Source organism: Roseateles sp. GW821-FHT09B06, assembly GCF_059418245.1.
In genome coordinates, this window is sequence record NZ_JBWKPM010000003.1 from 121,265 (window position 1) to 146,991 (window position 25,727).

General features: G+C 69.2%; 22 protein-coding genes and 2 pseudogenes. 6 read left to right on the forward strand and 18 right to left on the reverse strand.

Going from position 1 to position 25,727, the window contains the following annotated elements:
* Positions 1–65: 65 nt before the first annotated feature.
* The 9 genes and pseudogenes from AC07OQ_RS03875 to AC07OQ_RS03915 form a co-directional block, all read right to left on the reverse strand.
* Positions 66–674, reverse strand: a complete 609-nt coding sequence (locus AC07OQ_RS03875) for a DUF4136 domain-containing protein (protein ID WP_495051774.1) — start codon at positions 672–674, stop codon at positions 66–68.
* Positions 675–733: 59 nt separating this feature from the next.
* Positions 734–1,618 (reverse strand): annotated as a pseudogene (ttcA, locus tag AC07OQ_RS03880) (tRNA 2-thiocytidine(32) synthetase TtcA); the annotation flags it as partial.
* Positions 1,619–1,749: 131 nt separating this feature from the next.
* Positions 1,750–2,118 (reverse strand): dihydroneopterin aldolase, encoded by a 369-nt coding sequence (locus tag AC07OQ_RS03885; protein WP_495051931.1) that lies wholly within the window; start codon positions 2,116–2,118, stop codon positions 1,750–1,752.
* 237 nt (positions 2,119–2,355) lie between these two features.
* Positions 2,356–3,105: pseudogene (locus AC07OQ_RS03890) on the reverse strand (FAD-dependent oxidoreductase); the annotation flags it as partial.
* A gap of 36 nt (positions 3,106–3,141) precedes the next feature.
* A complete protein-coding gene (msrQ, locus tag AC07OQ_RS03895) occupies positions 3,142–3,795 on the reverse strand; it encodes a protein-methionine-sulfoxide reductase heme-binding subunit MsrQ (RefSeq protein WP_495051775.1) in 654 nt (217 codons plus the stop codon).
* A gap of 91 nt (positions 3,796–3,886) precedes the next feature.
* Positions 3,887–4,840 carry a protein-methionine-sulfoxide reductase catalytic subunit MsrP gene (msrP, locus tag AC07OQ_RS03900; RefSeq protein ID WP_495051776.1) on the reverse strand — a complete coding sequence of 318 codons (954 nt, stop codon included), beginning with the start codon at positions 4,838–4,840 and terminating at the stop codon, positions 3,887–3,889.
* Between the two features lie 104 nt (positions 4,841–4,944).
* Positions 4,945–6,303, reverse strand: coding sequence for a c-type cytochrome biogenesis protein CcsB (gene ccsB / locus AC07OQ_RS03905; protein ID WP_495051777.1), 1,359 nt, complete (start codon positions 6,301–6,303; stop codon positions 4,945–4,947).
* Complete coding sequence (locus tag AC07OQ_RS03910; protein ID WP_495051932.1) at positions 6,300–8,342, reverse strand: cytochrome c biogenesis protein ResB; 2,043 nt, start codon at positions 8,340–8,342, stop codon at positions 6,300–6,302. Before AC07OQ_RS03910 ends, ccsB begins: the two co-directional genes overlap by 4 nt.
* Before the next feature lie 156 nt (positions 8,343–8,498).
* A complete protein-coding gene (locus AC07OQ_RS03915; RefSeq protein ID WP_495051778.1) occupies positions 8,499–9,116 on the reverse strand; it encodes a c-type cytochrome in 618 nt (205 codons plus the stop codon).
* Between the two features lie 47 nt (positions 9,117–9,163).
* Here AC07OQ_RS03915 and yihA point away from each other — a divergent pair, with 47 nt between their 5' ends.
* Both yihA and AC07OQ_RS03925 read left to right on the forward strand, forming a co-directional pair.
* Entirely contained in the window at positions 9,164–9,931 is a 768-nt protein-coding gene (yihA, locus tag AC07OQ_RS03920) for a ribosome biogenesis GTP-binding protein YihA/YsxC (RefSeq protein ID WP_495051779.1), read from the forward strand.
* Between the two features lie 36 nt (positions 9,932–9,967).
* Positions 9,968–10,861, forward strand: a complete 894-nt coding sequence (locus tag AC07OQ_RS03925; RefSeq protein WP_495051780.1) for an alpha/beta fold hydrolase — start codon at positions 9,968–9,970, stop codon at positions 10,859–10,861.
* An 84-nt stretch (positions 10,862–10,945) separates the two neighbouring features.
* Here the strand turns inward: AC07OQ_RS03925 and AC07OQ_RS03930 are convergent, their stop codons facing one another.
* From AC07OQ_RS03930 to groES, 4 genes are all read right to left on the reverse strand, one after another.
* Positions 10,946–13,198 (reverse strand): patatin-like phospholipase family protein, encoded by a 2,253-nt coding sequence (locus AC07OQ_RS03930; protein WP_495051781.1) that lies wholly within the window; start codon positions 13,196–13,198, stop codon positions 10,946–10,948.
* Positions 13,198–15,195 (reverse strand): DUF1631 family protein, encoded by a 1,998-nt coding sequence (locus AC07OQ_RS03935; protein ID WP_495051782.1) that lies wholly within the window; start codon positions 15,193–15,195, stop codon positions 13,198–13,200. Before AC07OQ_RS03935 ends, AC07OQ_RS03930 begins: the two co-directional genes overlap by 1 nt.
* Positions 15,196–15,299: 104 nt before the next feature.
* On the reverse strand, positions 15,300–16,946 hold the full coding sequence (gene groL, locus AC07OQ_RS03940; RefSeq protein ID WP_495051783.1) for a chaperonin GroEL: 1,647 nt from the start codon (positions 16,944–16,946) through the stop codon (positions 15,300–15,302).
* 51 nt (positions 16,947–16,997) lie between these two features.
* Positions 16,998–17,288, reverse strand: a complete 291-nt coding sequence (groES, locus tag AC07OQ_RS03945) for a co-chaperone GroES (RefSeq protein ID WP_495051784.1) — start codon at positions 17,286–17,288, stop codon at positions 16,998–17,000.
* Between the two features lie 356 nt (positions 17,289–17,644).
* Here groES and AC07OQ_RS03950 point away from each other — a divergent pair, with 356 nt between their 5' ends.
* Both AC07OQ_RS03950 and AC07OQ_RS03955 read left to right on the forward strand, forming a co-directional pair.
* Complete coding sequence (locus AC07OQ_RS03950; protein WP_495051785.1) at positions 17,645–17,917, forward strand: hypothetical protein; 273 nt, start codon at positions 17,645–17,647, stop codon at positions 17,915–17,917.
* Positions 17,895–18,203, forward strand: coding sequence for a hypothetical protein (locus tag AC07OQ_RS03955; RefSeq protein ID WP_495051786.1), 309 nt, complete (start codon positions 17,895–17,897; stop codon positions 18,201–18,203). Before AC07OQ_RS03950 ends, AC07OQ_RS03955 begins: the two co-directional genes overlap by 23 nt.
* A gap of 54 nt (positions 18,204–18,257) precedes the next feature.
* Here AC07OQ_RS03955 and AC07OQ_RS03960 read toward each other — a convergent pair whose 3' ends face one another.
* The 4 genes from AC07OQ_RS03960 to AC07OQ_RS03975 all read right to left on the reverse strand — a co-directional run bounded on the left by AC07OQ_RS03960 (position 18,258) and on the right by AC07OQ_RS03975 (position 21,537).
* On the reverse strand, positions 18,258–18,818 hold the full coding sequence (locus AC07OQ_RS03960; RefSeq protein WP_495051787.1) for a DUF1415 domain-containing protein: 561 nt from the start codon (positions 18,816–18,818) through the stop codon (positions 18,258–18,260).
* Positions 18,815–19,909 carry a M14 family metallopeptidase gene (locus tag AC07OQ_RS03965; RefSeq protein ID WP_495051788.1) on the reverse strand — a complete coding sequence of 365 codons (1,095 nt, stop codon included), beginning with the start codon at positions 19,907–19,909 and terminating at the stop codon, positions 18,815–18,817. Before AC07OQ_RS03965 ends, AC07OQ_RS03960 begins: the two co-directional genes overlap by 4 nt.
* Before the next feature lie 7 nt (positions 19,910–19,916).
* Positions 19,917–21,113 (reverse strand): M20 aminoacylase family protein, encoded by a 1,197-nt coding sequence (locus AC07OQ_RS03970; RefSeq protein WP_495051789.1) that lies wholly within the window; start codon positions 21,111–21,113, stop codon positions 19,917–19,919.
* A 124-nt stretch (positions 21,114–21,237) separates the two neighbouring features.
* Complete coding sequence (locus AC07OQ_RS03975) at positions 21,238–21,537, reverse strand: hypothetical protein (RefSeq protein WP_495051790.1); 300 nt, start codon at positions 21,535–21,537, stop codon at positions 21,238–21,240.
* Between the two features lie 179 nt (positions 21,538–21,716).
* On the opposite strand from AC07OQ_RS03975, the gene AC07OQ_RS03980 reads away from it, so the two are divergent.
* Both AC07OQ_RS03980 and AC07OQ_RS03985 read left to right on the forward strand, forming a co-directional pair.
* Positions 21,717–23,771, forward strand: a complete 2,055-nt coding sequence (locus AC07OQ_RS03980; RefSeq protein WP_495051791.1) for a molybdopterin-containing oxidoreductase family protein — start codon at positions 21,717–21,719, stop codon at positions 23,769–23,771.
* Positions 23,772–24,887 carry an aminopeptidase gene (locus AC07OQ_RS03985; RefSeq protein WP_495051792.1) on the forward strand — a complete coding sequence of 372 codons (1,116 nt, stop codon included), beginning with the start codon at positions 23,772–23,774 and terminating at the stop codon, positions 24,885–24,887.
* On the opposite strand, the gene AC07OQ_RS03990 is transcribed toward AC07OQ_RS03985, so the two are convergent.
* Positions 24,863–25,633: a M48 family metalloprotease gene (locus AC07OQ_RS03990; RefSeq protein ID WP_495051793.1), complete on the reverse strand. Its 771-nt coding sequence runs from the start codon at positions 25,631–25,633 to the stop codon at positions 24,863–24,865. The two genes, AC07OQ_RS03985 and AC07OQ_RS03990, sit on opposite strands and share 25 nt — an antisense overlap.
* Positions 25,634–25,727 lie beyond the last annotated feature (94 nt).

The window sequence follows — 25,727 nt, forward strand, 5'->3', positions numbered from 1 at the left end:
TCGTGACTTCGTGATAGCGAAGCCGCGATTATCGGTGCGTCCGGGGACGCGTCCCCGATGGGCCCTCAGCGCACCCGCTGCACCGCCACCGAATGGGGCTCCGAGCGGCTCTTCGGAAAGTCGCTCAGCGCCGCTTCGAACATGGCGCTGATGATCTGCGGGTCGCCCTGGGTCAGGCCGTCGTTGCTGGCGCGCGCTTCGTAGAGCGGTTCGCTGCTGCCGCGGTCGCGCAGCAGCAGGGCCACGTCGCGGTCATAGCGGCGGTCCAGGCCATAGCCGTAGCCATAGCCGGGCAGGGGACGCCAGTAGGGGCCGTAGCGCCAGTAGTTGATATTGCCGTGCCAGCGCCACCACAGCGGGTCGTCCCAGGGCGCGCGATCCTGCGCGCTGACGCGCAGGCCCAGCGAGACCAGCACATCGGCGCTCTTGGCGTCCGCCGCGGGCTTGAAACCGGCCTTCTCCAGCGCCTCGCGGGCGGCATCTTCCAGTTCGGTATGGCGCGAGTTTTCCTGCTGCTGCGAGGGCAGGCGCTCGAAGGCATAGCTGCCGGGTTGGCGACCGGCGGGCCATTTGCCGAAGGTGCTGACCTCCGAACGGATGGTGTAGGGGCCGCTGCAGGCGCTCAGGGCTGCCAGGGCGACCGCGCTCAGAACGAGATGGCGTCGGTTCATCATGATGTCTGCCTCCTTGGCAGATCTTATTGTGAACCCGCGTTGTTAGCCCTTTGTAAAGCTCACTCTTCGTCTCTGTGAAGTTTGATCACCGAGGGTGCCGGGGTGCTGCCGCAGTCCTCGGCCTCGTCGAAGGCGATGTCGCCGTCCGGTGTGGGCTGACCGGTGGCCCGGATGCTCTGGAAGGGGTAGAGCTGGCGGTCCAGCATGTGCGAGGTGACGATATTGCCCATCGCTGTGAACATATTGTCGACCCGGCCCGGGAACTTTTTGTCCCAGTCCTGCAGCATGGCCTTGACGGTGGCGCGCTGCAGGTTGGGCTGGCTGCCGCAGAGGTTGCAGGGAATGATCGGGAACTCGCGATGCTCGGCCCAGCGCTCCAGATCGGATTCGCGCACATAGGCCAGCGGGCGGATCACGACGTTCTTGCCGTCATCGCTGACCAGCTTGGGCGGCATGCCCTTCATGCGGCTGCCGAAGAACATGTTCAGCATCAGCGTCGTGACGATGTCGTCGCGGTGGTGGCCCAGCGCGATCTTGGTGGCGCCCAATTCGCCGGCCACGCGGTAGAGAATGCCGCGGCGCAGGCGCGAGCACAGGCTGCAGGTGGTCTTGCCCTCGGGCACCAGGCGCTTGACGATCGAGTAGGTGTCCTGCTCCTCGATGTGATAGTCGACGCCGCGCGACTTCAGGTAGGCGGGCAGCACGTCCTCGGGGAAGCCGGGCTGCTTCTGGTCGAGGTTGACCGCGACGATGTCGAACCTGATCGGCGCGCGCTCGCGCAGATTGATCAGGATGTCCAGCAGCGAGTAGCTGTCCTTGCCGCCGGAGACGCAGACCATCACCTTGTCGCCGTCCTCGATCATGTTGAAGTCGGTGACCGCCTGGCCCACCAGGCGGTGCAGGCGCTTGCTGAGCTTGTTCATCTCGTGCGCGTGCTTCTTCTCGGCGGTCTTGGCTTCGTCGATGGTCGTTTCAATCATGATGGTCGGTTCCTTGTTGAGCGGAGTCCGCGGATCCGGCTTTGCCGGGCCGCCGGACTCGCCCCCTTGAGGGGGCGCGCGTTAGCGCGTGGTCGCTACCACTGCCCGCATTCGGCGGAGATGGCGACTTGGCAGTCGGGGAAGATTTCCAGCTTGGTCACCTTGATGCGCACGCCCACCACGCCGTGCAGCTTCATCAGCCGGGTGCAGAGCTTGCCCAGCAGGGCCTCCAGCAGGTCGGTGTGCTCGGCGGTGCATTCGTCGATGATGATGCTGCGCACCCTGCGGTAGTCCAGCACATGGCCGATGTCGGCGTCGCGCGCGACGATGGTCTGCGCGCCCAGGTTGACCTCGGCGTCCACCTGGATCGGCTGCGGGCCCTCGCGCTCGAAGTCCAGCACGCCCAGGTTGGCGCCGAAGCGCAGGCCCGTGATATGGATGATCTGGCGCTTGTTGCGGCGCAGCGCCGGCGGCGGCTGGCCCTCGCGCAGCGGGCGCAGGAAGGATTCGATCTGCTTGGCCGCCGCGACGCCGTCGCCCAGCGCGGTCTGCACGCTGGGATGCTGGCGGCCGCCGGCATCGCCGGCGACGAACAGGCCCAGCGGCGCGAAGCGCGGCTCGTCGCGGAAGGGGTGGCCGGGCGCGGTGATGCCGGTGCGCTGCAGCGCGTCGGCCACCAGCAGCCAGGCCGAGGGCTCGGCCTCGTAGCCCAGCAGCACGGCCACGCGGTCGAAACGCTCCTCGCCATGGGTTCTGGATTGCACCGTGACGCCGTCGGCATCGGCTTGCAGCGCCGTCGGCAGCGGGTCGCGCGGGCGCTGCTCGATGGCGTCGCCGAGCGCCTCGAGGCGTTCCACCAGGCCCTGCTGGGCACGCCAGTCGCTGCGCGACCACAGGGTGACGCGATGGCCGCGCGCCTGCAGGAACAGGGCGTTCTCCGCCGCGTTGTCGCCGCCGCCCAGCAGCAGGATGCGCTGGTCCGGCGGCAACCGCTCGCGGCGCGCCGTCAGGCCCAAGGCGTCGAGCACGCGTTCATGCCCGGCCTCATTCGGGAAGAAGGGCGTGGGCCGCAGCGGGCGCAGGCCGGTGGCCAGCAGCAGGGCGCGGGCGGCCAGGTCGCGGCCGTCGTCCAGGCGCAGCCGCCAGCCTTCGCCGGCCGCCCAGTCCAGATGGGCGGCGCTGCGGCCCTTCAGCAACTGCAGGCCGGCCAGCGCCTCGGTCTGGGCCGCGTAGCGCGCGCCCAGTTCGGCCAGGCTCTGGCCCGGCGCGCCCAGCACCCAGTCCTGCCGGAACGTGAGTCCCTGCAAAGCTGCGCACAGCTGGGGCGCCCGCTCGATCAGGGCGACCGACAGGCCCAGCTGCGCCAGCCAGGAGGCGGCGCTGCAGCCGGCCGGGCCGCCGCCAAGAATGGCGACGTCGACGCGGTCGGGCAGTGGGGGGCGGTCGGGCATGGGGGCTCGGGATGAAATCGGGGGACGAACCCGCGATTATCCCAGGCCCGCGGTGCCCGGTCTCGGCGCTCGGGATTGGACGCGGCGTTTGGCCAGCGCCTGCCAGACCCGCCAGCCCAGCAGCAGGGTCAGGATGGCGCCATAGAGCGCCGGCTCGGCGAAATTGTTCTTGCCGGCGCGCATCCAGATGAAATGGGCCAGCGCGATCAGCACCAGGCCGTAGACCAGCTTGTGCAGGGCCTGCCAGCGCTTCGCGCCGAGGGCCTTGATCGCGCGGTTGAAGCTGGTGGCGGCCAGCGGCAGCAGCAGCAGCCAGGCCGTGAAGCCCATCAGGATGAAGGGCCGCTTGGCGATGTCCTTCGCGATCTCGGCCAGGTCCAGTCCCTGGTCCAGCCAGCCATAGGCCAGCAGGTGCAGGCTGGCGTAGAAGAAGGCGAACAGACCCAGCATGCGGCGGAAACGCGCCAGTGCCGGCAGCTTCAGCGTCACCCGCAGCGGCGTCACCGCCAGCGTGAGGCACAGGAAACGCAGCGCCCAGTCGCCCAGGCCGCGGATCAGGGCCTCGGCCGGGTTGGCGCCCAGCGTGTTGGCGAACGCGCCCCACAGCAACTGCGCGAAGGGCAGCAGGCACAAGAGGAACAGCAAGGGCTTCGCCAAGGGATGAAGCCAGGGTGATGAGACGGTCTTCATGCGGGCATGGATGATCGAGCGGGCTTCGCAGATCCGGCTTTGCCGGGCTGCCGAAGCCGCCCCGGGGCACGCGAAGCGCGTAGGGGGTGGGTCAGTAATTCGCCTTCAGGTCCATGCCGGCATACAGCTGCCCGACCTGGGCCTCGTAGCCGTTGAACATCAGGGTGGGGCGCTTCTTGGCGAACAGCCCGTCCTCGCCGATGCGGCGCTCGGTGGCCTGGCTCCAGCGCGGGTGGTCCACCTTGGGGTTCACGTTGGAATAGAAACCGTATTCCTGCTGCGCCGCCTTGGTCCAGCTGGAGACCGGCTGCTTCTCGACGAAACGGATCTTGACGATGGACTTGGCCGACTTGAAGCCGTATTTCCAGGGCACGACCAGGCGCACCGGCGCGCCGTTCTGATTGGGCAGCACGTCACCGTACATGCCGAAGGTGAGCAGGGTCAGCGGGTGCATGGCCTCGTCGATGCGCAGGCCCTCGACATAGGGCCAGTTCAGCACGCTGGAGCGCAGGCCCGGCATCTGGGCCTTGTCGGCCAGCGTGACGAACTCGACGAACTTGGCCTTGCCGGTGGGTTCCACCTTCCTGATCAAGTCGGCCAGCGAATAGCCGACCCAGGGGATCACCATCGACCAGCCCTCGACGCAGCGCAGGCGGTAGATGCGGTCCTCCATCGGGCCGAGCTTGAGCAGCGCATCGAGGTCGTAGACGCCGGGTTTGGCCACCTCGCCCTCGATGGCCACGCTCCAGGGCCGGGTCTTTAGCGTGTGGGCGCGCTGGGCCGGGTCGGACTTGTCGGTGCCGAACTCGTAGAAATTGTTGTAACTGGTGGCGTCCTGGCGCGCGGTGGGCTTTTCCATCGTCAACGCGCCCGGCACCGCGCTCTTGACGGCGGGCAGGGCGGCATGCGCCTCGCGGCCGGCCCAGGTGGCGGCCAAGGCGCCGCCGGCCATCAGCTTCAGCCAGTCGCGCCGGCTCTCGTAGAAGGCCTGCGGGGTGATCTCGGTGGACGCGATGCGTCCGTAAGGGTCGCGGTGGTAATGCATGGCGGCGGGCTGGCGAAGTGGGAATACCCACTAGTCGTGGAAACGGCGCAAAGCTTACGCCCTGCGCCGTTTCTCTGCTGCCGCTCGGGATCTTTACGAGGGCTTCACAAAGTGCCGTAGGAATGCAGGCCCGACAGGAACATATTGACGCCCAGGAAGGCGAAGGTGGTCACGACCAGGCCCACCAGGGCCCACCAGGAGGCCACCTGGCCGCGCAGACCCTTCATCAGCCGCATGTGCAGCCAGGCCGCGTAGTTGAGCCAGACGATCAGGGCCCAGGTTTCCTTGGGGTCCCAGCTCCAGTAACCGCCCCAGGCCTCGGCGGCCCAGAAGGCGCCCAGGATGGTGGCGATCGTGAAGAAGGCGAAGCCCAGCGCGATGGCCTTGTACATCAGGTCGTCCAGCAGCGGCAGGGCCGGCAGGCGGGCCGTCAGCCGGCCGCGCAGGGCCACGCACAGCGCAAAGAAGGCCAGCACGCCGCCCATCTTGCGGGCCCAGCCGTCCAGGCCGGCCAGGGTTTCGGCATTCAGGCCGGCGGCGCCGAAGCGCACGGCCAGGATCATCGCGATCAGGAACGCGGGCACGCCGATCAGGCCGACCAGCAGCGCGCGCTGCGTGGCGGTCTTCAGCAGATAGGCCAGGGCCACCATGGCGGCCATCGCGAAGGTGCCATAGCCGACGAAGTTGGCCGGCACATGGATCTTCATCCACCAGCTCTGCAGCGCCGGCACCAGGGGCTGGATCTCATGCGCCTCGCGCGCCACCGTGTACCAGAGCAGGAAGCTGACCGCCGCACTGATCACCAGCAGCACATAGGCGCCTAAAGCGCGGGTCTTGAAGCGCGCCTCGTAATAGAGGTACATCAGCGCCGTCAGCCAGGCGAACAGCACGAACACCTCGTAGAGGTTGCTGACCGGGATATGGCCGATGTCCGGCGCGATCTGGTGGCTCTCGAACCAGCGCACCATCGTGCCCACCAGGGCCATGAACACGGCGCCCCAGGCCAGGCGCGAACCGATCGCCTCGGCCGCGCTGTTCTCGCCGTTCTTCTTGAAGAAGCCGCCCCAGTAGAACAAGGTGCTCATGAAGAACAGCAGGCTCATCCACAGGATGGCGCTCTGGCTGGACAGCATGTACTTGAGCAGGAACACCCGGTCGGCGGCGGCCAGATCGGCGCCGAAGCCGTCGGTGTTCTGGGTGTAGAGGCCGATCGCCAGCAGGCTGGCGCCGCCGACCAGCACGGCCAGGATGCGCAGCGGCTTCCAGAACCAGCCCAGCGCGACGAGCGCCGGCATCGCGCAGGCCAGGATGCCCTTTTCGTAGCCGTCCATCGAGGCGCCGTAGCGGCTGAAGGCGAAGCCGCCGCCGACGAGCACCAGCAGGGCGAAGGCCCAGTCCTGCCAGTCGCGCTGCGCGAAGTAGCCGCGCCGGCCCAGGGTGATGCTAGCGGTGGCGGTGTTCATGTCTGGTCCTTCAGTACGGCCTTGGACAGGCGCTCAAATTCGGTATCGGTGTCGGGCGAGGCGCGCGTGCAGGACAGGGCCATGCGCACCCGCGTGCCTTCATTCTGGACCGGTTCCAGCCAGATCCAAAGCCGGCGTTCCTTGATGTAGAGCATCGCGAACACGCCGATGATCAGCAGCACCGCGCCCAGGTACACCAGCTTCTGGCCGGGGGCACGCGCGACCTGGAACACGCTGGCCTGCACCTGCTTGAAGTCGGCCAGCTGCAGCAGCACCGGCGCGGGGTAGAACATGCTGTCCGACAGGGCCAGCACCGCCTGGGTCATGAAGGCCTGGGTGCCGGTGCCGGCCTCCGGCACGGGCTGGCCGGCCTGGGCGCGGCCGATCTTGTAGAGCTCGAACAGGCTGCCGTTGAGGATGCGCAGCAGCACCTCGGAGACCCGGCCGCGCTCGGCCTCGGGCACCTCGCGCTCGATGAAGTCCGACAGCGCCGGCAGACCGCCGACGGCCCTTTCATTGGAAGAGGCGCCGGGCTTGACGCCCTCCGCGCCGGCGAACAGGCCCAGCGCGCGCTGCGCGGTGGCCTGCAACTGCGGCGTCATCTGCGGCTTGTCGCCGGGCGTGGCGGCCTCGGCGTAGCGGCGCGCGGCGCGTTCGCGCAGGGCCGGGTCGGCCAGGGCCTGGCGCAGCTGCAGCCAGCCGTCCATCTCGCCCTTCTCGTCGACCGGGATGCGCAGATAGCGGAAGGCCTCCGCCGGCGTGTCGCGCACGCCGGCCAGGAAGACCTTCTGGCCGTCCAGGTCCACCGGCAGCATGTAGTTGTTGTACTCGCGCGCCTGGCCGGCGGCGTCGCGCAGCTTGTAGCTGAAGGAGGGCCCGACGTTCTGCAGCGCCTTCTCGGTCTTGGTCTTGGCACCGCTGCCCAGATGGGCCTGGACCGAATCGACCAGATCGACCTTGCGCACGTCGGTGCCGCCGGCGGGGCCCACGCCGCCCATGTTCTCGACATTGATCACGCGCAGGCCGCTGAACTCCAGCGCGAGCTTCTCGTCGCCGTTGGACAGCGAGGTGGCGCCGCCCACCACGCCCTCGATCTCGAAGGCGGGTGCCGCGGTGGACAGCGGCACGGCACGCAGCTTGAGCCGCGAGCCGCCATCGTCGAAGCTGCTCTGGTAGATCGCCACGCCGTGATGGATCAGCGGCTCGTTGACCTTGATCGTGGCCTGGCTGGTCTGGCCGGTCGCGTGGTCGCGGATCGCCACCTCGCTGGCGAACAGCTTGGGCATGCCGGTCGAGTAGTACTCGACGATGAACTTCTTCAGCTCCACGTCGAAGGGCAGGTCCTGCAGCACCACGCCGTCGGGCATCGAGAGGATGGCGGTGGCCGCGCGGCCGCCCTCGGGCACCATCAGGTTGCCGCGGAAGCTCGGGTTGGTGGCGCTCAGGCGGTGCTCCGGCCTGACCTCGCTGACCAGGCCGCCGCCCTGGTAGATGGTCTTGCCCTGGGCCCACATCAGCGCGCGCACCACCAGGTCGCCGTCGAACAGGCCGCCCAGGCAGATCAGCACGATCGCGCCATGCGCGGCCAGATAGCCGATCTTGTTGGCCGCGCCCTTGCGCGCCGCCACCATCGTGCCCTTGTCGCGGATCTGGGCGCGGGCCTTCCAGCCCTCGGCATCCAGCAGGGCCGAGACCTGGGCCAGGGCCTGCTCGGCGGGCATCGGCAGGTGGCCGATGGCCTTGTGGTGGAAGGCCTGCAGCGACTTCTCGCGGATGTTTTCCTTGTAGCTCTTCAGGTCCGCGATGATCTTGGGCGTGTTGCGCGCAATGCACAGGCTGGTGGAGGTCACCAGAAACGCCAGGATCAGCAGGAACCACCAGGCGCCGTAGACCTGGTAGAGGTCGAGCTTGCCGAACACCTCGGCCCAGAAGGGGCCGAACTGGTTGACATAGTTGTTCAGCGGCTCGCGCTGCTTGACCACCGTGCCGATCACCGAGGCGATGCAGATCACCGTCAGCAGCGCGATCGCGAAGCGCATCGACGACAGCAGCTCGTAGAGATCGCGGCCCCGGCGGGAACGCGGGGTGACGGTGGTGGCGGTTTCGGACACGGCGTGCGTTGGAAAGTGAAAAAAGGCCGGAGCGGGGCGCCGACCTTTGTACAGCAGAGAGATGAAACTTGCGCGGCGCCGCTGTCAGCGCAGGCCGGCGATGTAGTCGGCCACGGCCTTGATCTCGCGGTCGTTCATCTTGGCGGCGATCGCCACCATCTGCGCGCTGTTGCCGCGGCCGCTGGCGCGGAAGGCGTTCAGCTGCGCCTCGGTGTAGTCGCTGTGCTGGCCGCCGATGCGCGGGTACTGGGCCGGCAGGCCGGCGCCGCTGGGGCTGTGACAGCCGGCGCAGGCCGGGATCTGGCGGTCGGCGATGCCGCCGCGGTAGATCTTCTCGCCCAGCTGCACCAGGTCCTTGTTCTTGGCAAAGCCCGGCTTGGCGGTCTTCGACGCATAGAAGGCGGCGACGTTCTTGATGTCGGCGTCGCTCAGGGGCGCGGCCATGCCCTGCATGATGGCGTTCTTGCGCTTGCCATCCTTGAACTCGTGCAGCTGCTTGGCCAGGTAGTCGGCATGCTGGCCCTGCAGGATGGGATTGGCCGGGCTGCCGCGCGAACCGTCCGCGGTGTGGCAGGCGGCACACACCTGGGTGGCGGTCGCCTGACCCTTGGCCAGATCGGGCTTGGCGGCGGCGGGCGCGTCGCTCGCCAGGGCTGCGGCGGCAAAGGTGAAGCCAGACAACAAGATAGCGGCAGTCTTCATGAGTTCTTGGGTTTGGGTGAGCGCAACCCGGGGATTTTACAATGCGGATGCAACAAGCCCTCCACATGATGAACCCCGACACCGCTCCCGCGCCCTCCAGCGCCCCCGCTGGTCCCGCTGCGCCCGATGAAAAGACGGTGTTGGCATGGACCCACACCGCCCGTTTTCTGACCACGGCCAGCCAGCTGATCCACCTACCGCCCACCGAGCTGCCCGAGATCGCCTTCGTCGGCCGCTCGAATGCCGGCAAGTCGACGGCGATCAATACGCTGGCCCAGCAAAAGCGCCTGGCCTTCGCCTCCAAGACGCCTGGGCGAACACAGCACATCAATCTCTTCGAACTAGGCCCCAAGGACGCGCCGGACGCCCTGTTCGCCGATCTGCCGGGCTATGGCTACGCGGCGGTGGCGCGCTCGGCCAAGCTGCGCTGGCAGAAGGTGATGGCCGACTACCTGGAGGTGCGACGCAGCCTGTCGGGCGTGGTGCTGATGGTCGATTCGCGCCTCGGGCTGACCGATCTGGACAAGCAGCTGCTGGAATTCGTCGCGCCGCGCGTCGGCAGCGGCGAGGTCAGGCTGCTGGTGCTGCTGACCAAGTCCGACAAGCTCAACCGCAAGGAGGCGAATGCCGCGCTGGCCGAATGCCAGGCCTTCCTGGGCGAGCTGGCCACCGACGAATCCGACGTGGCCGTGACCCTGTTCTCCGCCCTGAAGAAGCAGGGCGTCGGCGATGTCGCCCAGATCCTGCACGAGTGGGTGCATCGGGCGGCACCGGCGACCGGAGAAAACCCCGAGGGCGAGGTGTCGCCGGCTTGACAGGGGGGCCGCGGCCGGGCGGCCCATACTGGGCCGATGATCGAGACCTTCGACATCGCACTGCCCGGCCTTGATGGGCGGGGCATCACCCTGTCCTGCCGCGCCTGCGGCCCGACCGATGCGCCGCGGCTGATCCTGCTGCACGGCTTTCCCGAGGCCGCCTTCGTCTGGGACGAGCTGATGCTGCTGCTGGCGCCGCAGTACCGCTGCATCGCGCCCAATCTGCGCGGCTACGAGCGCAGCAGCGCGCCGGCCGAGGTCGAGGCCTACCGCGCCAAGCACCTGATGGGCGACATCAAGGCGCTGATCGCCACCATCGGCGGCGGACCGCTGGCCGCGCTGGTGGCCCACGACTGGGGCGGCGCCGTGGCCTGGAACCTGGCGGTGCAGGCGCCCGAGCTGATGCAGCGCCTGGTCATCATCAACTCGCCACATCCCGGCACCTTCCTGCGCGAGCTGCAGCTCAACCCGGCGCAGCGCGAGGCCAGCGCCTATATGAATTTCCTGTGCCGGCCGGACGCTGAAGCGCTGCTGGCGGAGAACGACTATGCGCGCCTGTGGCCCTTCCTGGCCGAGCAGGGCGGCGGCGGGGCCTGGCTCACCGAGCCACTGAGGGCGCGCTACCGCGAGGTCTGGGACCGCGGCCTGACCGGCCCGCTGAACTACTACCGTGCCTCGCCGATGCGGCCGCCCACGCCCGACGATCCCGGTGCGATGGCGCTGAGCTTCGCGCCCGAATTCGTCACGGTGCGGCTGCCCACCCAGGTGATCTGGGGCATGGCCGACCGGGCGCTGCCGCCCGGCATGCTGGACGGGCTGGAGCGCTTCGTGCCGCGGTTGGCGCTGCACAAGATCGAGGGCGCCGGCCACTGGATCGTGCACGAGCGCCCGGCCGAGCTGGCCGGCCTCATCCAGCAATTTGTGGCCTGATCGGGCTGACATCGCCGATCCGGCTTTGCCGGGCGGCCGATGTCGCCCCCTCGAGGGGGCGCGCGCAGCGCGTAGGGGGTGGGCCTAAGGTCGGCCGATGAACAGGTAGACGGCGGTGCCGCCGCGCGGCGCATGGCCCAGCGCCAGGTAGAGCGGGCCGAGTCCGGTGTCGGCGCCGACGAACATGCTCATCGCGTAGCGCATGTCGCTGGACGAGGCGGCACGCCGGTCGTCCCAGGCATTGCCCACCTCCAGCGAGCCGCCGATGAACAGGCCGCGCGTCAGCAGCGGGGTCTCGTTGAGGCGCTTGTAATAGGTGGCACGGCCGAGCACCAGCGTGTTGCCCGAAAGCTGGCCCGGCTGGTAGCCCGAGAGCTGCTGGAAGCCGCCCAGCGCATAAGGGCCCTGGGCCGAATCCTCGGGCTGGCGTGCGTCGAACAGGCGCAGATGGGCGTTCAGCGTGTGCGTGCCCCAGCTGCGCACCCCGGTGGCCTGCAGCTCGACGCGGCGCGAACGGGCGCTCTTCTCGCCGGGCCCGCTCTGGCGGCCGAACACCGTCTCGGCCACCAGGCGGTAGCCGCGCTGCGGGAAGTTGGCGAAGTCCAGCTGATCGACCACGGCCTTGAGCCGCACGCCGCGCTCGCGCCAGGTCTCGTGCAGGATGCCCGCCGGCACCTCCACGGTCAGCAGTTCGGGGCTGATGCGCCAGGCCTGGGTGAAGACGCCCAGCCGCACCTCGCCCCATTGGCCCCAGGGCTGGCCCAGGTCGGCGCCGATGGTGGCGCCGGTGCGCCCGATGCTGGCCAGGCCGCGCCCGCTGTCGGGGTCGTAGAGCTTGATGCTGCGGCGCTCCAGCTCGCCCCAGCCGGAGACGAACCAGTCGTCCGAGCGGCCCAGACGCCAGCTCAGCGGCTGGTAGATCTCGCTGTACAGGCGCGGTGTCTGCCCCAGGCTGAGCTGGTTGCGCCATTCGGTGCCGCTGGTGGTGAGCCAGTGGCGGTTGTGGCTGATGCGCAGATTGAAGGCGCTCTCGCCGGAGAAATCGGTGCTCAGGTCCAGGCCGACGCGGAAGTAGTTGGGCCCCCAGGGCTTGTCTTCCATCGCGAACACCAGGGTGTTGCCCTGCTCGCGCGCCTCGACGTGGTAGTCCACCCGCTCGTAGTCGCCCGAGGAGGCCAGCAGGCGCGCATCGCGCTCGGCGCGCGCGGCATCGAAGACCTGGCCGGGCTGGCTCTCGAGCTGGCCGGCCATGCGTTGCGGCTGGGTCAGCTCGCTGCCCTCGAAGTCGACGCCGGCCAGCCGGCCACCCTGCTGATGGTTGAGCGGCGTGCGCGCCAGCTGCCAGGCGGCGTAGGCCTCGGGTGCCAGCGCCAGCGGGCGCAGCTGCGCGACCATGGTCTCGGCGATGCGCTCGCCCTGGGCGATCAGCTCCCTGCTGCGGTTGAAGTCGCCCGAGCTGAGCGTGCCCAGCTCGGGCGTGATCAGCAGATCGTCCTCCCATAGGCTGGCGATGCTGCGCTGCACGTTCTGCTCGGTGAGGATGTTGATCATCTGCGCGGTGACGCCCACCAGCGAGGACAGGGTCTCGCGTCCGGCCAGCGGCGTGCCCACATTGACGGCGATCAGGCGCTGCGCGCCCAGCGAGCGCGCTACGTCGACCGGCAGGTTGTTGACCAGGCCGCCATCGCCGAGGATGCGCCCCTGCCACTCGACCGGCGAGAACAGGCCCGGCACGCTCATGCTGGAGCGCATCGCCAGCGCCAGATCGCCGTTGGCCAGCACGATCTGCTGGCCCGATTCCATGTCGGTGGCCACGGCGCGGAAGGGCGTTGGCAGCTTGTCGAAGTCCTGTACCTGACGCACCGGCTGGGTGAAGCGGCGCAGCAGGATCTCCAGGCCGCGGCTGGAGAGCGTGCTCTGCGGCGCGCGGAACTCGCCATCGCGCATGCCCAGCTCCATCGCGGCGGAGAACTCGAAGTCCTCCTCCTTGCGGCGCTGCGACAACTGCTGGCGCTCGACCCGGCTGGCGAACACGCGGTCCCAGGCCAGCGGCAGCAGCTCGCGTTCCAGCTCGGCCGCACTCATGCCGCTGGCGTACAGGCCGCCGATGATGGCGCCCATCGAGGTGCCGGCGATCATGTCGACCGGGATGCGCTCGCGCTCAAGCACCTTGAGCACGCCCACATGGGCGATGCCGCGGGCGCCGCCGCCCGACAGCACCAGGCCCAGCTTGGGGCGCTCGTCGGATGGTGGCGGGCCTTGGGTCGGGGTGGTTTGTGCGAAGGCGTGGGGCAGCAGGGCCCAGCAGAACAGGGCAAGGGTGAGGGGGCGCGTCATCAATGCGTGTCGTTCAGGTCCTGCATCAGCGTGGCGATGGCTCGCTGCACCACGCCATCGTCGTCCAGATTGGTGATCAGGCCGTGACGCAGCAGGTATTCCAGTGCGCCGCGGGTCAGCGAATGCCGCTCGTCGGCGTCCTGGCCAATCAGCAGGAAGAACTGGCGGCCCTCGCTGATCCAGGCCAGCTGGGCGGTCAGCCAGCCGCCTTGCACGAACAGGTGGTACCAGTTGCCGATGGCCAGGCGCTCCACCCAGTCGTGCAGCGCCTGCCGTGCATCGCGGCCCACGGCCGGGTCGTAGAGCGCCACCGGCACGGTGGGCAGGCGGCTGCGGTCCACATCCTCGTAGGCCCAGCGCGAGGCCGGCAGCAAGGAGTCGCGTTCGCTGAGCAGCTGCGACAGATGCGCCTCGCGGTCCGGCGCCGGCGCCATGCCGGCGGCCGGCGTGGCCGGGGGCAGCGCGGGGCCCAGCAGCAGCCGGGCGTGCAGGCGCATCAGTTCGTCCATCACGCCGCGGCGCCGTTCGGACTCGAGGCGCACGCTGTCGCAGCCCGCCTCCAGGCGCCGCACCAGCTCGGGCAGGCGTGCCTGCAGCGCGCGCCGCGCGGCCGCATCGGGCGGCGGCAGCAGGCTGTTCAGCAGATCGTCCACCAGGGCGATCTGGGCCAGCGCCTGCGGCGCGTCCTGCCCCTCCCTGACCATGGCCGTGACGATCACGCCGGCCCAGTCCTGGCGCAGGAACTCGCGCAGCGGCATGCTGGTGAGGGCCTCGGGCGCCTCGTCGAGCTGGGCCTGGATCTGCTCGCGCACCATGCGCAGCCAGACGCCGCGCTGCTGCTCGCGCTCCAGGCTGGCCAGCGCCGCGGAGCTGGGTTCGCTGCCCTGGCGGGCCTGGTTGCCGATGAAGGCCTCGATCTCGCCCAGCAGCAGCTGGAACAGCCCGGCCGTGGGGGCGGGGTGAAGGATCAGGCCCTCGCTGCGCTCGTCCAGAAAGCCCAGGAATTCCTGCAGCCGGGCTTCGGCGGCCGGCTCGAACGCGGCGCCTTGGGTGCTGATGCGATTCAGCAGCCGCCAGGCCGGATGCTCGGGGTCGCGCAGCAGGCTCAGGTCGGTGGCGGCCAGACGCACCACCGCCACCCGGAGCCGCGCGAGCCGGGCCCCGACCGGGGGGGGCAGGCCGGGGTCGGCCAGGATATGGTCGTACAGGCGCGACAGCAGGTCGCGGCCATCCTCGCCGCGCGACGCACCCGGCGGGCGCGGCTGCGCCTGGTGCGCGTCGAACCAGCGCGCCAGGCCGTCCAGCGTGGCGGGCTCGGTGACGGCCGGCGCCGTCGGTTCCTGGTAGGCGCTGGTGGCGCGGCGCAGGCGCTGCTGATCGCTTTGCTGCGGCTGGCCGCGGTTGGCGCCGATCAGCGGCGTCAGCTCCGCGTCGCGCAGCCGGCCGCACAGCTCGGCGTAATGCCGGCCCAGCGCCCGCGCCAGCGGCTGGGCGGCGACGCGCATCAGTGCGTACTGGCCCTCGCCGTCCACCGTGACCCATTGCAGGGTCTGTTGCAGGGCCTGGGCGAAGACGGCGGGGCGCAGCGGGTTGTCGTCTTTGCGCGCGCGCGCGGTGCCGCGCAGCGCGGCGAAGAAGTTGGCGAGCTGGTGCAGCTCGGTGCGGCCTTGGTCCTCGACCGCCTGGATCACGTGGGCCAGGGCCACGTCCTGCAGCGCCTGCCGCTCGTCCACCAGGCTCAGCTCGTTCAGGCCGCGCGGCGGGCGGCGGCGCAGCGGGTCCTCGCCGCGGGCGCCGGCCTGCAGCAAGGGGGTCAGGGCTTGCTGAAAGCGCGAGTCGAAATGCAGGCGCTGGCGCTGCCAGGGCTCCAGCAGGCTGCGGTGCTGGGCGCCGTCGCCGAGGCTGTCGTGGATCGCGTCCTGGATCTGGCGCGCCAGCATGGGCAGATGAGCCAGGGTGTCATCGACGAGGGACTGCTGCGAGAGGGGAGCGGACATGAACGCGGACGACCGTGTGATGGGCGAATTATGAGCCGCGTCGGCATAAAAAAAGGGCCGCATCGCTGCGGCCCTTGCTTGAGCGTAGGAAGCTCAGGCGGACATTACATGTCCATGCCCATGCCACCCATGCCACCCATGCCGCCGGGCATGCCGCCGGCCGGTGCGTCGTCCTTCGGGGACTCGGCGACCATGGCTTCGGTGGTCAGCATCAGCGAAGCGACCGATGCAGCGTTCTGCAGCGCGGTGCGCGTCACCTTGGTGGGATCCAGGATGCCCATTTCGATCATGTCGCCATAGGTGTCGTTGGCGGCGTTGAAGCCGTAGTTGCCCTTGCCGGCCAGCACGGCGTTGACGACGACGGAGGCTTCGCCGCCGGCGTTGTAGACGATCTCGCGCAGCGGGGCTTCGATGGCCTTCAGCACCAGCTTGATGCCGGCGTCCTGGTCGGCGTTGTCGCCCTTGATCTCGCCGGCAGCTTGCTTGGCGCGCAGCAGGGCCACGCCGCCACCTGCCACGATGCCTTCTTCAACGGCGGCACGGGTCGCGTGCAGCGCGTCTTCGACACGGGCCTTCTTTTCCTTCATTTCGACTTCGGTGGCGGCGCCAACCTTGATCACGGCAACACCGCCGGCCAGCTTGGCCACGCGCTCTTGCAGCTTCTCGCGGTCGTAGTCGCTGGTGGCTTCCTCGATCTGGATGCGCACCTGCTTGACGCGGGCTTCGATGTCGGCAGCGGCGCCCGAGCCGTCGATGATGGTGGTGTTTTCCTTGCCCACTTCGACGCGCTTGGCCTGGCCCAGATCGGCCAAGGTGACCTTCTCCAGCGTCAGGCCGACTTCTTCGGCGATGACCTTGCCGCCGGTCAGGATGGCGATGTCTTCCAGCATGGCCTTGCGACGGTCGCCGAAGCCCGGAGCCTTGACGGCCACGACCTTCAGGATGCCGCGGATGGTGTTGACCACCAGGGTCGCCAGCGCTTCGCCTTCAACTTCCTCGGCGATGATCAGCAGCGGACGGCCGGCCTTGGCCACCTGCTCCAGCGTCGGCAGCAGGTCGCGGATGTTGCTGATCTTCTTGTCGAACAGCAGCACGAAGGGGTTGTCCAGCAACGCCGCTTGCTTCTCGGGGTTGTTGATGAAGTAGGGCGACAGGTAGCCGCGGTCGAACTGCATGCCTTCGACGACGTCCAGCTCGCTGTCCAGGCTCTTGCCGTCTTCGACGGTGATGACGCCTTCCTTGCCGACCTTGTCCATCGCTTCGGCGATGATGCGGCCCACTTCCACGTCGCTGTTGGCCGAGATCGTGCCGACTTGAGCGATTTCCTTGGAGGTGGTGGTGGCCTTCGAGGCGGCCTTCAGCTGGGCGACCAGGGCCGTCACGGCCTTGTCGATACCGCGCTTCAGGTCCATCGGGTTCATGCCGGCGGCCACGTACTTCATGCCTTCGCGCACGATGGCCTGGGCCAGCACGGTGGCGGTGGTGGTGCCGTCGCCGGCGTTGTCCGAGGTCTTGGAAGCGACTTCCTTGACCATCTGGGCGCCCATGTTCTGCAGCTTGTCCTTCAGCTCGATTTCCTTGGCCACGGACACACCGTCCTTGGTCACGGTGGGGGCGCCGAAGCTGCGCTCGAGCACCACGTTGCGGCCCTTGGGGCCCAGCGTGACCTTGACCGCGTTGGCCAGGATGTTCACGCCTTCGACCATGCGGGCACGGGCTTCGCCGCCGAAGACTACGTCTTTTGCTGCCATGTCTATTTCTCCGAAATCTTTAAAAAGGTTTGTTCAGCAGGCGGGCAGAAATTACTTCTGCACCACGGCGAAGAGGTCTTCCTCGCGCATCACCAGCAGCTCGTCGCCATCGACCTTGACGGTCTGGCCGCTGTACTTGCCGAACAGCACGCGGTCGCCCACGGCCACGTTCAGGGCCACGAACTCGCCCTTGTCATTGCGCTTGCCAGGGCCGACGGCCAGCACTTCGCCCTGGTCGGGCTTCTCGGCGGCGTTGTCGGGGATGACGATGCCAGAGGCGGTCTTGGTTTCTTGTTCCAGACGCTTGACGATCACGCGATCGTGCAGAGGACGCAGTTTCATTCCATCTCCTTGAGATTTCCGGGTGCCAGAACAACAGGGTGCACCGCGCAGGCGCGGCACAGACCCAGATTGATTGTGTTCAGTCCGGCGGGGAGGCCCCTGCCGGATCGTTAGCACTCTCTTGAGGTGAGTGCTAGCAGCGAAGATTATAGGGGCGGGGATGACGGTTTCAAGAGCCTGTTGTTGGCCACCGGCCATGAATCCCTAGGAACAAGGCTTGCCTTGAGATTGTCTTGAGTTCGCCTTGAAGCCGCTTTGAGGCGGCTCGCCGGGGCAGCTGGGCTGTAGTCCGGCACCGACAAGAAAATGCGTGCCGTCCTGCTGGAGCGCCGCGGGGGCGATCCTAGGATCAAGGCATGTACTTCCCAGGTGCGGGAATCTTCATGAACCCTTATGACCATCCCGAGATCGGCCGGGCGGCCGTTCCGGCGGAATTGGGCCTGCATGCGCCGCAGGAGGTGCCGCCGATGCCCAAGCCCCCCGATCCGCCGGAACCCGGCCCGCCCGAGATCGAGGATCCCCCGGCGCCGAAAAGCCCGGTGCCGGTGCACGAACCGCCCTATATGCCGACGCCATTCGCGGGGCCGACGCTGCGAGGTGCTTGCCATGCGTTCCGAGTCTCGCCCTAATAAGCCTGCGGGCCGGGCTGCCGCCAAGGACTCGGCGGCATCCGGTCGGCCCGCGGGTCTTGCCAAGCTGCCGCTGCCGCACGAGCGCGACGAATCGGTCAGCGTGGCGGGAGGAGAGCAGGCGACGGGCGGGCTCGGCAGCGGCGCTGCCGGTGAGGCGCAGCGCCGCCTGATGGAGCAGGCTCGCCGCGACTTGGCGGCCGGGCAGGTGGACACCGATTTGCGGGCGACGCCCGGGCTCGATGCCGAACGGCGCCGCGCGCTGTTGCAGCGCGGCCGGCGTTGAACCGATGTTGAGCCGAGTTGAATCGATACCGCGCCGGCGTTCGGGGCGCAGCGCTCAGCCGCGCGTCTTCAGCCCGAGCGCCCGCCAGCCCGCCAGGCCCAGCTTCTCCAGCGTCGCCATATTGGCTTCGTAGATGGCGTCGGTGTCGGGCATGCTGTCCACGGCGCGCTCGATGCTGGTCTCGCGCAGGATGTGCAGCGTGGGATGGGGCGAGCGGTTGGTGTAGTTGCTGATGTCGGCCGGGTCCGTGCCCTCGAACTGGTAATCGGGGTGGAAACTGGCGATCTGCAGCTCGCCGTCCAGCTCCAGATCCTCGACCAGGGCGTCCGCGGCCCCGAGGAAGTCGTTGAAGTCCAGAAAATCCTGCAGCACGTTCGGGTGGATCACCAGCGTGGTTTCGATCTCGTCCGGGTCGCTGCGGCGCAGCAGCAGCAGCTCCCTGGCCAGTTCCTGCAGCAGTGCCTCGGGCGTTGCGGCCTCGCTTACACAAAAGCGCAGGCGCCGGTTGACATGCACGCTCTTGGCGAAGGGGCAGAGGTTCAGGCCGATCACGGCCTTCTCCAGCCAGGCCTGGGTATCCGCCTGGATTTGGGTCTTGTCTAGGGTTTCGGTCATGGTTGCTGGCTCAGGCCCGCCACCGCCTGGCGGGCCGCTTGCTGGGCCTGATCGACGATCTGGCGTTTCCAGTCGTCGGTGTCGACATAGAAGGCATCGCGGATCTGGCGCTTGATCTGGGTGGCCTGCTCGGCCGGTGCCTCGGGGTGGGCCTCCAGCCAGTGATCGGCGCGCAGGGCCTCGAGCATCCGGTCCAGCGCCAGGGTGCCGTATTCCAGCGCGATGCCGGTGTAGTCGGCCTGCGGGCAGGCGTCGAAGATGGCGCTCCACATCAGGCCCTGCAGCAGCGCCGAGCTGGAACTGCCGTCGTAGATCGAGGTGACCGCCTCGCCCCACCAGGCGCGGGCGCGAGCCAAGGCCCGCGCGTCGTCGCGGCAGGCGAAGATGCGCTCGCCGTGGCCCAGGGGCCCCAGGCCGGTGTGCAGATCGATCCAGGCGATGGATTTCGCGTGCCGGCCCTGCTCCTCCAGCACATGGCGCAGGGTCTGGTTGCTCCAGGTCGGCGCGTGGCCGCCATAGAACAGGCCCAGCTCATGGGCGTACTGACCGCCGGTGATGGCGGTCTGCAGCGCGCGCTCGCCATGCCGGGCCGCATAGGCGGCCAGCGCGGCCTCGTCCGCGGCGCTGGGCGGCCAGGTTTGTGGCACCAGGGCGCCGGCGATCTCGTCATAGCCCGGGTTGTCGGGCAGGGCCTGGTGGTGCTGGAAGTCCAGAAAGTTGCGGTTCAGGTCCACGCCCTCCTGGGTGACCCGGCGCCACCAGGAAAAGCCATACGGGTTCAGCGCATGGATATAGAGCACGGCCACGCCGCTGGTCTCGACGGCGGCATGCCAGCTCGGGTCGCTCAGCAGCGCGGTCTGCACGCCCGAGCCGCAGAAGCCCTCGACGCCGTGACAGGCGCTGCTGATGATCAGCAGCCGGTCGGACTTCGGCTCGCCTTCGAGCACGACATCCATCGCCAGGCGCTCGCCGTCGCGGCCCAGCAGCGGGTGCCAATGCGGCTCGGCATCCAGACCGGCGGCCTCGGCGGCGGCCAGGAACTTCTGCCGCGCCTCGGCGTAGCTCTGGGCGAAATGCGTCGACGCGCTCATCGCTTCTTCAGGGCTTGGGCGAATTGAGCCAGGCCTCGGCCATGCGCACCCACATCGAGCCGCCCAGCGGGATCAGCTCGTCGTTGAAGTCGTAGCTGGGGTTGTGCAGCATGCAGGGTCCCATGCCATGGCCGCCCTCGCGGTGGGCGCCGTCGCCGTTGCCGATCAGGAAATAGCAGCCGGGCTTTTCCAGCAGAAAGAAGCTGAAGTCCTCGGCGCCCATCGTCGGCTCGAACTCCTGCACGTTCTGCGGGCCCACCACCTCGCCCAGCAGTGAGCGCACGAACTCGGTCTCCTTCGGGTGGTTGATGGTCGGCGGATAGTTGCGATGGAACTCGAACTCGACCGTGGCCTCGAAGGCCTGGGCGGTGGCCTCGGCTATTTGCCTCATGCGGCGCTCGATCAGGTCCAGCACCTCGATCGTGAAGGTGCGCACCGTGCCCTGGATCTCGCAGCTGTCCGGCACCACATTGGTGGCCTCGCCGGTGTGGATCATCGTCACCGAGATCACGCCGGCATCGATCGGGCGCTTGTTGCGGGTGATGATCGTCTGGAAGGCCTGCACCATCTGGCAGGCCACCGGCACCGGGTCCACGCCGTTGTGCGGCAGCGCCGCATGCGCGCCCTTGCCGCGGATCGTGATCTTGAACTCGTTGCTGGAGGCGAACACCGGGCCGCTCCTGACCGCGAACTGGCCGGCCGCCATGCCGGGCCAGTTGTGCGCGCCGAACATGGCCTCCATCGGGAACTTCTCGAACAGGCCGTCCTTGATCATCTCGCGCGCGCCGCCGCCGCCTTCCTCGGCGGGCTGGAACACCAGGTAGACCGTGCCGTCGAAATTGCGGTGCTTGGACAGATGCTTGGCCGCGGCCAGCAGCATCGCGGTGTGGCCGTCATGGCCGCAGGCGTGCATTTTGCCGGGGTGCTTGCTGGCGTGAGCGAAGTGGTTGTGCTCGGTCATCGGCAGCGCGTCGATGTCGGCGCGCAGGCCCACGGCGCGCTCGGACGTGCCGTTCTTGACGATGCCCACCACGCCGGTCTTGCCCAGGCCGCGATGCACGGGAATACCCCATTCGGTGAGCGCACGGGCGATCAGGTCCGAGGTGCGTTCTTCCTCGAAACACAGCTCCGGGTGGGCGTGAATGTCTCGTCGCAGGGTGGCGATGCTTTGCGCATCGGCCAGGATAGAGTCGATCAACTTCATGGCGGCACTCCGTAATGACTGGGGACCCGGCGTGGGGCGCGGGCCGCTGTCGTTCGAGTTTACCCGTGGGCCCTGCCGCCTGCAGGCCGCGGCCGGGCTCGGCGACGGACCTTGCCGTCCCCGGTCAGCATCGAAAGCTCGACGAAGCCGGAGGCCTCGTGGTGGCCCGGCGCGAACCCGGTGTAGTTGGGCCGCAGCTCGCCGCCGGCGCGCTGCACCGCGGCCTGGTATTCGGCCACCACGCCCAGGGGCAGGGCGGCCAGCGCGGTGGGCGTGCCGACATGGCCGAACAGCGCGCTCGGTATCGGCGCTGGCAGCGCTCCGGCGCGTAGCCGTCATCCAGGGTCTTCGGCTCGACGGGCAGGCCATTGATGCCTCCGGCCGCGTTGATGGCGTCAACATACAGCCGAGCGCCGGCCTGCATCCGAAGGCCCAGCCGCGCGGCCGGGCCGCTCAGCGGGCAGGACTGACCCGGTACGATGCGGCGGCGCTCCTGCGACCGGGCCCAGGCGGGCGTCAGGCCCAGGGCGGCGACCGCGCGCCACCGGCGCCGCCCAAGCCCATGCGCGCGCGCCGCCGCTCACCCTATGCAATAGTTCAGGCATGAATTCCGCCGTTACCACCGCCGAGCCGCCGCAACAACAACGCATCGTCAAGGGCGCCTGCCCGCACGACTGTCCCGACACCTGCGCGCTGCGCATCACGGTCGAGGGCGACCGGGTCATCAAGGTGCAGGGCCAGCCGGACCATCCCAGCACCCATGGCGCGCTGTGCACCAAGGTGTCGCGCTACCCCGAACGCAGCTACCACCCGGAGCGCCTGCTGCGTCCGCTCAAGCGCGTCAGCGCCAAGACCGAGGCGCCGCGCTTCGAGCCGGTGAGCTGGGGCGAGGCGCTGGCCGATATCGCGGCCCGCCTGCAGGCGATCGCGGCGCGCGACCCCGAGGCCATCCTGCCCTACAGCTATGCCGGCACCATGGGCCTCTTGCAGGGCGAGAGCATGGCGGCGCGCTTCTTCAACAGGCTGGGCGCCTCCTGCCTGGACCGCACGATCTGCGCCTCGGCCGGCGCCGCGGCGCTGACCGCCACCTACGGCAACCGGGTCGGCATGCACCTGCCCTACTTTGCCGAGAGCCGGCTGATCCTGATCTGGGGCAGCAACTCGATCGCGTCCAATCTGCATTTCTGGACCTATGCCAACAAGGCCAAGCGCGCGGGGGCCAAACTCATCTGCATCGACCCGCGCAAGACCGAGACGGCCGACAAATGCCACCAGCACATCGCCCTGCTGCCCGGCAGCGACGGCGCCCTGGCGCTGGGCCTGATGCACGAGCTGATCCGCAACGACTGGCTGGACCACGACTACCTGGCCGCCCATGTGGACGGCTGGGAGGAACTCAAGGGCAAGGCGCTGGACTGGCCGCCCGAGCGCGTGGCCGAGGTCTGCGGCATCTCGGCCGACGAGGTGCGCGGCCTGGCGCGCGACTACGGGACGACGGCGCCGGCCGCGATCCGCCTGAACTACGGCATGCAGCGCGTGCGCGGCGGCGGCAATGCGGTGCGCCTGATCGCGCTGCTGCCCTGCCTGACCGGGGCCTGGCGGCATCGCGCCGGCGGCCTGCTGCTGTCCAGCTCCGGCTGGTTCGCACCCTTCAAGAACACCGCGGCGCTGGAGCGTCCCGAGCTGCTGGCCGGGCGCCTGCCGCGCACCATCAATATGAGCACGATCGGCGACGACTTGCTGCGCGAGGCCGCGCGCGACTTCGGGCCCAGGATCGAGGCCCTGATCGTCTACAACAGCAACCCGGTGGCGGTGGCGCCCGAGTCACCCAAGGTGCTCAGGGGCTTCCAGCGCGCCGACCTGTTCACCGTGGTGCTGGAGCATTTCATGACCGACACCGCCGATCTGGCGGACTATGTGCTGCCGGCCACCACCCAGCTGGAGCATCTGGATGTGCACACCAGCTACGGTCATACCGATGTGCTGATCAACCACGCGGCCATTCGGCCGCTGGGCGAGGCCAAGCCCAACACGCAGATCTTCCGCGAGCTGGCCACCGCGATGGGCTTCACCGAACCCTGCTTCGCGGAGAGCGACGAGCAGCTGGCGCGCCAGGCCTTCACGGCCGAGATCGACTTCGAGCGCCTGGCCGAGCAGGGCTGGCAGAGCCTGCCGCTGGCCGAGGCGCCCTTCGCCCAGGGCGGCTTCCCGACCGCCAGCGGCCGTGCCCAGGCGGCCGGTGCCGACTTCGTGCCGAACTATGAAAGCGTGCAGTCCTCGCCCGAGCTGGCGCGGCGCTTCCCGCTGGCGATGATCTCGCCGCCGGCGCGCAACTTCCTCAACAGCAGCTTCGTCAACGTCAAGAGTCTGCGCGACATCGAGTCCGAGCCGGTGCTGGAGATCCATGCCGCCGATGCCGCCGCGCGCGGCCTGCGTGACGGTGCCGAGGTGCGCGTCTTCAACGAGCGCGGCAGCTACCACTGCACCGCCCGCATCAGCGAGCGCGCCCGCCCCGGCGTGGTCAACGGCCTGGGGATCTGGTGGCGCAAGCTCGGCCTGCGCGGCAGCAATGTCAACGAGGTCACGCACCAGCGCCTGACCGACCTGGGCCGGGCGCCGAGCTTCTACGACTGCCTGGTCGAGGTCGAATCCGCATAAATGGGAGCACCCCCTACGGCCTGCGGCCGCCCCCTCGAGGGGGCACGCCCGGAGGCCCGGCGCAGCCGGATCCTCGGGCGTCGCTGGGCGCGGCTACTTCCGGTCGCTGCGCTGCTGCTGTCGGGCTGTGCCCAGGTCGGCTATCTCGGCCAGGCGGCCTCTGGCCATCTGCGCCTGGTGGCGGCCGCCAAGCCGGTGCCGGAGCTGGTGAGCGATCCGGCGCTGGACGCGAAGCTGCGCGAACGCCTGCTGCTCAGCCAGCGCCTGCGCGACTTCGCGTCGGCGCGGCTGGGCCTGCCGGCCAACGGCAGCTACCGACGCTATGCCGATCTGCAGCGCCCGGCGGCGGTCTGGAATGTGGTGGCGACACCCGAGCTGAGCCTGACGCTCAGGACCTGGTGCTATCCCATCATGGGCTGCGCCGGCTATCGCGGCTTCTTCGACCGGGCCGAGGCCGAGGCCTACGCGGCCGGTCTGCGCGAGCAAGGGCTGGAGGCGCTGGTCTACGGCGTGCCGGCCTATTCGACCCTGGGCTGGAGCTGGCTGTTCGGCGGCGACCCGCTGCTGAACACCTTCATCCGCTACCCCGAGGGCGAGCTGGCGCGCCTGATCTTCCACGAGCTGGCGCACCAGGTGGCCTATGCCGCGGACGACACCGAGTTCAACGAGTCCTTCGCCACCGCGGTGGAGCGGCTGGGCGTCGAGGCCTGGCTGACGACGCATGCCGACGACGCGGCGCGCGAGCAGTATCGCCAGGGCAACGAGCGCCGCGAGCGTTTCCGCGTGCTGGCCCAGGCCTACCGAGCGCGGCTGAAGGCGCTCTACGACGGCCCGCAGGACGATACCGCCAAGCGGGCCGCCAAGGCGGCCCTGTTCGCGCAGCTGCGCGCCGAGCCGGGCCTGGCGGGCTACGAGGGCTGGCTCGCCAGCGCCAACAACGCCAGCCTGGCGATCCAGGCGGCCTACAACGGCCTGACGCCGGACTTCGAGGCCCTGTTCGAACGGCGGGGGCGCGACTGGGCGGCCTTCTATGCCGAGGTGCGGCGCCTGGCGGCGCTGCCCAAGCCGGAGCGGCGCCGCCAGCTCGGGGTTCAGTGCGGCGTCGACTGCTCGTAGAGCCGCAGGGCCAGCGGCAGGCGCTGGCGCAGGGCGGCCAGCCGGGCTGCCACGCTCGGGTGGGTGTCGAGCAGGCCCCGGCGCTGCGGCAGCCGGGCCTCGTCCTCGAGGAACCGCAACTGCGCCGCCGGTGCGAAACCGGCCGCGGCGGCCAGCAGCAGGCCCAGCTCGTCGGCCTCCAGCTCGCCCTGCTGCAGCACCGGCTCCATGGCCTTGAGCAGGGCGAAATTGTGGTCGATCTCCACATACATGTCGCGCACGCTGCGTGCCACCTGGCGCGGCAGCAGCTGGCGCGCGAAGCTCAGGGCCTGGCGCTCATGTTCCAGGATCACATGGGCCATCTCATGGGCCAGCACGAAGGCCAGCTCGGCGTCGCTCGGCGCGCGCTGCTCGACAAAGACCTCCGACACCAGTAGCAGCCCGTCCGGCTGGGCCTGGGCCTCCAGCTCGGGCAGGCGCAGCACCTCGAGCCGCCAGTCGGCCGAGCGCGCCTGCGGGTTCTGCTGGCGGGCCAGCGGCAGCAGGCGCGCGAACAGGCGCTGCAGGCGCTCGCAATGCCGGCTGCAGCCGCGCAGGCCCAGCGTATCGGCGCGTGCCAGCAGCAGGCCGGCCGGGGCCGCGGTGGCGCCGGCCATCTCCTCGGCGGACCAGGCCAGGCCATGCGGCTCGTAGCTCAGCGGGTCATCCTCGGCCGGGGCCGAAGGCGCGGCGAGCGCCAGCAGGATCGCAACAAGGTGGATGCGCATACACGGCCCCTCCCGGCGTTCCAGGGTACGCCGCTGCAGCGCGTCGCGACACCCCTGAACGGGGCAGGGCGGCAGGCCCTAGACTTGCCGCCAT